The following is a 7741-nucleotide window of genomic DNA, read 5'->3' as shown; positions in this document are numbered from 1 at the left end:
GTAAAGCGAACCCGGAATTCGATGCGCATATATACAAGCAACGCCATTTGGTGGAGAACCTGTTTGCCAGACTGAAGCATTTCCGCAGCATTGCGACCCGCTTTGAGAAACTGGCGCGGAATTTCAAGGCGATGCTTTTTATTGCCTGCACTCTCATCTGGGTTAAATTGAAATGAGGACACGCCCTAGCTCTTCTAAATTTAAGTTTGGTGTCTGCCAAATAGTGTCGTCTGAATCGACAGACGTATATCCGATATTGAATGCGGGAGACTATGTGAGCCGGTATCTTGGAAAGAGCATGGATTTTAGTAATAATCCTGATGGGAGCTTGCGGAAAGACACAACTGTGCGTGTTATTAAACAACCAAAGCATGGTAGATTGGGGCAACCATTTCCAAATGAGAATCGGTTTATAAAATATGACTATAACTACATCCCGGACTTAAAAGAAGATTTTGTAGGAAACGATCAGTTTATAATTGATGTAAGTGCTGACGGAATTACGGTCAGAATTTATTACACTATGTCAGTGGATGTAGGACAACCATATCAACATTTGAACGAAAAAGGTGAAAAAGTTGTTGATGCCCACCGTTGTCCAAAAGATCGGTGGAAAATCTCCTCGAACCTGCCAACGGGCACAGATGACTTCACCAACTGGCAAACCACAGCCAATCTAAACGCCATGCTAGCCAACGCCAGCGGGTCACTGATTAACTTCAGCGACCTGGCAGGTACAGCAGTAGGCCAAACCACAGGCACTGGCAACACCGCCCAAATCACCCTCGACACCAACGCCGCAGGCCACGGCTGGTTCATCGACAGCACGCCAGATCAAAACGACGAGTTCTTGCCAACCTCGAACCCGGATGTCTGGATCGCCAAATCAGGCTCCGCAGCCGATGGCAAGATGGATATGTTCTCTGTGCTCTTGCATGAATATGGGGATGCTTTAGGAGTAGACCACAGCGGCGATGATGGAGATTTCATGGCCACCAGTTTGCAGCCGGGCGAGCGTCGTTTGCCTGGCTCAGAAGAATTGAGCTTGCTGCCAGCCATGTTATGTCGGGTATTTTGTTGAAGAAATAGTTGTTCGGCCACGCAACAAAAAAAGCATAAATGATAGAGAAACACAAGGCGGTAAATCACATGAACAGAGTTTGTCGAGATGTACTGCCAACAGCGGATTGCATCTAAGCCCATTGTTCATTGGCGGTAGCGTTGCATGCTTGCCTTGATCGGTGACCAAGCAATTTTGAAAGCAAAAAAGAGGCATCACTGCCTCTTTTTTTTGTTGCTGAGTAAGCTGAGATTACTTCACAACTGCTTTTTTCAGCAGGGATTGCTGGTAAGCCTGTACTTTTTGCTGTTGCAGGCCGCCGACGATTTGCTGTTTCAACTCTTCCAGGGATGGGAATTTGATTGGGCGTACGTCGTCTACTTTGATGATGTGGAAGCCAGCATCCGTTTTAACTGGCGCTTCTGTAAACTGACCTTTTTGCATGGCGCTCAGAGCCTGTGCGAAAGCAGGTGGGAAGCCAGCTGGTACTGCCCAATCCAGGTCGCCACCGCGGGAAGCAGAGCCAGTATCCTTAGACTGTTTTGCCAGTTCTTCAAATTTAGCGCCGGCTTTCAACTTAGAGATGAGCGCTTTCGCGTCGTCTTCTTTGTCAACCAGGATGTGGTAGACATGGTATTCCTTGTCGCCAGCCTGGGTTTTTGCTTTGTCGTATTCGGCCTGGATGTCGGCATCAGTGATAGGGCTCTTTTTCAGTTGCTCTATCATCAGGGCGCGGATGATCAGGTCCTGGCGTGACATTTCTAATTGTGCTGCGACATCTGCATTTTTAGTGATGCCAGACTTGTCAGCTTCTTGCAGGAATACTTCACGTGCGATCAGTTGTTCTTTGACTGCGGCACGTAATTGTGGCGAATCCTGTTGACCTTGTGCAGTGAGTTGCTTGACAACTGCTTCGATGCGTGCTGCCGGGATTGCTTTGCCATTGACGGTGGCCAGGGTTTGAGCCATCGCTGGCACAGCTGTTGCGAGAAGTACTACCAGCAAATGAGCAGGTTTAAAAGTCATTGTCTGTTCCTAAAATAACAAATATTGAATTGGATGAATAAATGAACTGCTTAGGTCGGTATCTCTGACGGAGCAAGCGCGACTATCGCCAGCGCGTGAACTTCCGTATGCATCATATCGCCAACGGCATCATACACCAGACGATGACGGGATACGCGGTTTAAGCCTTCAAATTGCTGACAAATTATTTTGACACTGTAATGACTGCCACCACCAGCAGCACCGGCATGGCCAGCGTGGGCAGCTGAGTCATCCTGCAAATGACATTCCAGTGGCTGCAAAGTTTCGGTCAGTTTGCAACGGAGCTTTTCAAAACGTGTCATGCCTCAGTATCCTCGATGTATTTAGACAAGAACAGGCTTTGGCCTATGATAAACGCAGGCATGATGCCGACCAGTGAGACCAGCTTAAAGGTGGCCCAGGTAGAGGTGCTGAATTGTTGCGCCACAAACAGGTTAGCCAGCCCCATTAGCGTGAAGTAGGCGATCCAGACCAGGCCCAGTTTGCGCCACACGGTTTCAGGTAATTGCACCTGCGCGGACATCGCCGCTTTAATCAGATTCTTTTTGAACATGAACTGGGACAATAGTAATGCGCCGCCATAGCACCAGTACAGCACGGTGGGTTTGAGCTTGATAAAGGTTTCGCTGTGGAAGTAGATAGTCGCACCACCGAACACCATGATGGTGATGAATGACACCCACAGCATTGCATCGACTTTCACACGTTTCAGCAGCAAATAACTGATTTGTAAAATGGATGCCAGCAAGGTGATTGCAGTGGCAAAGATGACGGCTGCCACTTCTGCAGGTGCCTTGCCGTCCGCGATAAAGCCAGACAGGAAATGCTGCACCCATTCCTGCGCCATAGCCGGGTTGCTTTCACCCCATTTAAACGCGATAAAAAAAAGTAGAACTGGAAATACGTCAAAAAGAAATTTCATGCAATGCTCAGGGTAACGGATCAAAAGTTAAAGAGGCAGAGTTAATGCAATAGCGCAAACCTGTTGGTGGCGGACCATCCGGGAAAACATGACCCAGGTGGGCGTCGCAGATGTTACACAAAATCTCAGTGCGCGTCATGCCAAATGAGTGGTCTTTCTCTTCTCTCACATTGGCTGGGTTCAGCGCACGGAAATAGCTGGGCCAGCCACATCCTGAATCAAATTTAGCATCGGATGCGAATAAGGGCGTCTGGCAGCAAACGCAGGTATAGATGCCAGCTTCATGGTGATCCCAGTATTTGCCAGTGAACGCACGTTCCGTCGCTGCGTGTCGGGTGACCTCAAATTGCATGGGGTCGAGTAAGGCCTTCCATTCGGCTTCAGTTTTTTTGATTTTCATCGTAGTCCTCCTTGTTATTGGGTTCAGGCATTCGGTTCAGGATGAGCAACTGACCTCCAGGTCTGCGGCCCAGTCCGGTGGCAGGGCGGCATAGTGTTCAAATTCTGGCTGTTCTTCAAATGGTGTTTGCAATACATGCAGCAGGTGCTGGATTTCTGAAAAATCCCCTTGTTGAGCCTGTTCTATCGCCTGTTGAGCCAGGTAATTGCGTAACACATACTTAGGGTTAGTCGCGCGCATAGCCGCTTTCCTTGCGGTCTCAGACCGGGTTTCTGCAGCCAGGCGATGACGATAGCGCAGCAGCCACTGCGCCAGGCCGTTGCGGTCAATGAACAGATCACTTAATGGGTGATCAGCCTCACTGGTTTGCAGATTCAGATGGCTCAGTGCTCTGAAGCTATTGGTCATATCAGCATGATTGGCCTGCAATAACTGGAAGAAGTCATCCATCAGAACTTTGTCCTCAGGCTGATTGGACGCTAATCCGAATTTTGCACTGCTCAGTTTGATCCAGTGTTGCTCGAAGCTTGAACGGTAGCTGCTGAGCGCTTGCTCGGTCTGCTCGACCGAACCGATCAGTGGCAGTAAAGCCTGTCCCAGTGCGTACACATTCCAATTGCCTATGCTGGGCTGATTGCGATAAGAATAGCGGCCCTGCTGGTCAGTATGGTTGCAGATATGGCTTTCATCAAAGGCTTCCATGAATCCGAATGGGCCATAATCCAATGTCAGGCCCAGGATCGACATATTATCGGTATTCATCACGCCATGCATAAAGCCGACTGCCTGCCAGTGAGCGATCATTTCAGCAGTGCGTTCACACACTTGTATTAACAACGCCTGATACGGGTTCTCAGCTTGTAGGCAGGCTGGGAAGTAATTTTGTATGACGAAGTCTGCCAGTTGTCTCAGCTCGTCGAAACGGCGCTGGTAATAAAAATGTTCAAATGAGCCAAATCGTATAAAGCTGCTTGCAGTGCGTGTCACGACAGCACTGGTTTCTGGCGTTTCGCGATAAACGCGTTGTGGCGAACCTGTAAGGCAGAGTGCGCGTGAGGTCGGTATGCCTAGTGCTGCCATCGCTTCCGAACATAGAAATTCACGTATCGACGACCGTAACACGGCACGACCATCGCCAGAGCGCGAGTAGGGTGTCAGTCCTGCGCCTTTGAGTTGAATCTCGGTTTCTTGTCCTGCGTTGTCGCGTAGTGCTCCCAGCAGGATGGCTCGGCCATCACCAAGCTGTCCGGCCCAGACCCCAAACTGATGTCCTGAATACACGGCGGCCAGTGGCTGTGCCTGCGCCGGCGTCTGATTGCCAGAGAGCAGGCTGAGGCTGTCTTCGTCTCGCAGCAACTGCTCCGCTATACCTAATTCCTGTGCCAGTTTGCTGCTGTGTGCGATGTAATAGGGCTGGGCTAGTGGTGTGGCTTTCAGTCGCGTGAAAAAAGCATCGCCTAGTTGCGAGAACTGACTGTCCTGTAAACGTTCGCTGAGTCGGGTCATGTCATTTGGGTGAGGTGCGCTCATGGTGGCTAGTGCAGAAGTGAAGCGCATATTGTGACAGACTCAGAAAAAACTGGCTGATGTCGACCAGAAATGAACAGCCCCCTGGCGGAGCAGGGGGCTGGCTCAGACTGATGAGGCTGACAGATCAATCAGGCGGTCATCATTTCGCGCACTTTGCAACCATCGATCAGGAAGGACAGGCTGATCACGAGTACCAGTTCGCCTTCGGCTGAACGTGCAGTTCCGGTAATGCCTGGCGTGGAAATACAGGTCAAAGGCTTAATCACCAGATCTGCTGTGCCATCCACTGCATCCACACTCAGAATGTATGGATTCGGTGCGGCGATGACGATACCAACCCGCTCAGAAGATGGGGTGTAACCCAGTATCCGACCCAGTGATTTCACTGGTAATGGACGTCCCAGATCGCGCAAGACCGGCTGTCCGCCCACACTTTCAAAGGTTTCGGGCAGTTCAACCACGCGCTGTACTGTCGCCATCGGCAAGGCCAGTGATGCGCCGTCGGTTCTGACCAGCATGGTGGGAACGATAGACAACTCGATAGGCAGGCGGATCAGGAAAGTAGTGCCCTTGCCCAGTTCAGACGAAATCCGGATTGCACCACGATGCCGTTCGACCGCAGTTTTGACCACGTCCATGCCTACACCGCGCCCGGAAACGCTGGAAGCAACTTCCTTGGTCGAAAAGCCTGGCAGGAAGACCAGTTGGAAGGCTTCATCATCAGTGCGCGCATCATGGGAATTGATGAGGCCTTTAGAAATCGCCTTTTCACGCAAACGCTGCGCATCCATCCCTTTGCCGTCATCGGATACTTCGATCATGACGCTGCTGGCTTCTTGCCAGGCTTTCAGAGAGATCGTGGCGCGTGGCGATTTGTTGGCACGCAGACGTTCTTCTGAGGTCTCAATGCCATGATCCAGCGCATTCCGCAGCATATGTACCAGCGGATCATATAAGCTATCGACCACAACGCGGTCAACTTCGGTTTCCGCACCGGTAATGTTCAGGTCTACATCTTTACCGAGATCGCGCGCCAGTTCACGCACCAGTCGTGGGAACTTCTGAAACAGACGGCCAACTGGTTGCATGCGCGTTGCCAGCGTTGCGCGTTGCAATTCGGTGGAGTAGCGCGAAGCGCGTGTCAAGGTCTCGGTCAGTGCCGACATGATCGGTGCAGCCTGACCATCAAATTTAAACTGCGCTAATTTTTCCAGCAGCACGGCAGCCTGATTGGCAGCCTGCACTGACTCCCCGGCGACTTCAAGTAAGACGTTAAGCTTAACGGCGTCAATACGGATGCTTTCCTCTTTTGCCGGTGCGTTTTGCTTGATGTCTGCTGCCGACAGCGAAGTTTTGATCGCCTCGGCTTCTTCTTTAATGGAGGCAGGTGGCGCAGCGGTTTCGTTGCTTACCACTGGTGCGGCGGCAACGGCTTCCGGCAGGGTGCCGGGGGGCGTTACGGCGCGGAAGTACGATTCCCAGTCAGGTTCACCATTTGCACCGACGGGCGCTGTGGCGGTGACAGGCGCCGCGACTGCAGTCGGGGCGGCCGCTGCAACTGGTGCTGCTGGCGCTGGCTTGGCAGGCTCTGTTTTTTTGCTGCGCGCACCGCCTTCAATGGCATCGGTCAGCATTTTTTCCAGCGCCTTAGGCATGGTTGAAAGCTGCTCAGGAGGTGTGCCATTATTGAGCGCGGTGAGCTGATCAGCCACGAAGCCACTGGCTTCCAGCGCCGCTTCTATCGCTTCCGGCGTAACCGCTGCCTGCCCGGTACGCAAGGCGTCAAACAGATTTTCAGTCAAATGGCAGGCGGATACCATTGCGGTCAGGTTCATGAATCCAGCACCACCTTTGATGGTATGGAATGAACGGAACACCGCGTTGAGCGTATTCATATCGCCCGGGTTGCGCTCGAGTGAAAGCAGATGTTCTTCTACATTTGTTGCGAGGTCGAGCGCCTCAACAACAAATTCTTTGAGCATGTCATCCATTAGAATCCCAGGCTATCAAGAAGATTGTCGACGTCATCCTGTTCCAGTGCCGCGTTAGGAACAGATGGACCCTCCATCAATTCAACTGCTTTCTCTTTCAGATCAGATGGCGCGTTGTCGAGCAGGATTTGCGCCAGTTCACGTTCTACCGCTTTGTTGATCGCAACTACTTTTTTAATCAGTTGCCCAGTCAGATCCTGGAAGTCCTGCGCCATCATGATATCAAGCAGGCGGGCTTTTTCAGCGTCAGTCGACGTGAGCACAGTATTGGCGAATTCTTTAGAGTCAGCGGCAAGACTCTTGAACTCTTCGACACTCATTTTTCCGTCGAACAAATCGGTCCAGCGCTTGTCCATGGATTTGGCCTTCTTGGCCAGTTCATCCTGTTCAGGCATGCCGAGGTCAGTCGCATTGAGTACTTTATTCGCCGCCTGCTCGGTCAGTGTTGCCACATATTCGAGGCGATCCTGTGCATCTGCAACCTGAATAGCGACATCAGACAGTGAACGGTCGTAGCCAAGTTGACGCATGGAATCATGTAGCATCCTGACAACATTACCCAGGCGGTCGAACATGGGCCGGTTGGCATCCTCTTCAGAACTGCGCAAATTTAATTTGGCAGGCTGATCGCTGACTTGCAGTGTGGCTGGTGTGGTGGATTCCGCTTCCTGGGCGACAGGTGCAGGGGCAACTTCGCTGTCCTGGCGCTGGTTCGCCATTTCTTCAAATAAGGCTTCCAGATCGTCTGCTGAGTCGGTCATTTATTTATTCTCCATAATCGCTGTGACTTT

9 protein-coding genes are annotated in these 7741 nt (G+C 51.4%); 2 read left to right on the top strand and 7 right to left on the bottom strand.

All coding sequences use genetic code 11. The features are described 5' to 3' along the window. A partial coding sequence (locus tag H8K47_RS16175) for a transposase (protein ID WP_186882430.1) occupies positions 1-176 on the top strand: 176 nt, incomplete at its 5' end. Positions 177-298: 122 nt separating this feature from the next. Next, positions 299-1081 carry a matrixin family metalloprotease gene (locus H8K47_RS16170; RefSeq protein WP_186882429.1) on the top strand — a complete coding sequence of 261 codons (783 nt, stop codon included), beginning with the start codon at positions 299-301 and terminating at the stop codon, positions 1079-1081. 231 nt (positions 1082-1312) lie between these two features. Here H8K47_RS16170 and H8K47_RS16165 read toward each other — a convergent pair whose 3' ends face one another. From H8K47_RS16165 to H8K47_RS16135, 7 genes are all read right to left on the bottom strand, one after another. Then, positions 1313-2086 carry a peptidylprolyl isomerase gene (locus H8K47_RS16165; protein WP_186882428.1) on the bottom strand — a complete coding sequence of 258 codons (774 nt, stop codon included), beginning with the start codon at positions 2084-2086 and terminating at the stop codon, positions 1313-1315. 50 nt (positions 2087-2136) lie between these two features. After that, positions 2137-2409, bottom strand: a complete 273-nt coding sequence (locus H8K47_RS16160) for a BolA family protein (protein WP_186882427.1) — start codon at positions 2407-2409, stop codon at positions 2137-2139. After that, positions 2406-3029, bottom strand: a complete 624-nt coding sequence (locus H8K47_RS16155) for a septation protein A (protein WP_186882426.1) — start codon at positions 3027-3029, stop codon at positions 2406-2408. Before H8K47_RS16155 ends, H8K47_RS16160 begins: the two co-directional genes overlap by 4 nt. A 7-nt stretch (positions 3030-3036) precedes the next feature. Next, positions 3037-3429: a peptide-methionine (R)-S-oxide reductase MsrB gene (gene msrB, locus H8K47_RS16150; RefSeq protein ID WP_162020877.1), complete on the bottom strand. Its 393-nt coding sequence runs from the start codon at positions 3427-3429 to the stop codon at positions 3037-3039. A gap of 36 nt (positions 3430-3465) precedes the next feature. Next, positions 3466-4986 carry a protein adenylyltransferase SelO gene (locus tag H8K47_RS16145; protein WP_186882425.1) on the bottom strand — a complete coding sequence of 507 codons (1521 nt, stop codon included), beginning with the start codon at positions 4984-4986 and terminating at the stop codon, positions 3466-3468. A gap of 101 nt (positions 4987-5087) precedes the next feature. Continuing rightward, entirely contained in the window at positions 5088-6950 is a 1863-nt protein-coding gene (locus H8K47_RS16140; protein ID WP_186882424.1) for a chemotaxis protein CheA, read from the bottom strand. Further along, entirely contained in the window at positions 6950-7711 is a 762-nt protein-coding gene (locus H8K47_RS16135; protein ID WP_186882423.1) for a protein phosphatase CheZ, read from the bottom strand. The genes H8K47_RS16140 and H8K47_RS16135 overlap by 1 nt, the downstream gene beginning before the upstream one ends. Positions 7712-7741 lie beyond the last annotated feature (30 nt).

It is taken from the genome of Cognatundibacterium rugosum (assembly GCF_014284365.1).
Classification (GTDB): Bacteria; Pseudomonadota; Gammaproteobacteria; order Burkholderiales; family Burkholderiaceae_D; genus Undibacterium; species Undibacterium rugosum.
The sequence above is the reverse complement of the archived record's forward strand: the minus strand, read 5'-3'. Positions and strand labels throughout refer to the sequence as shown.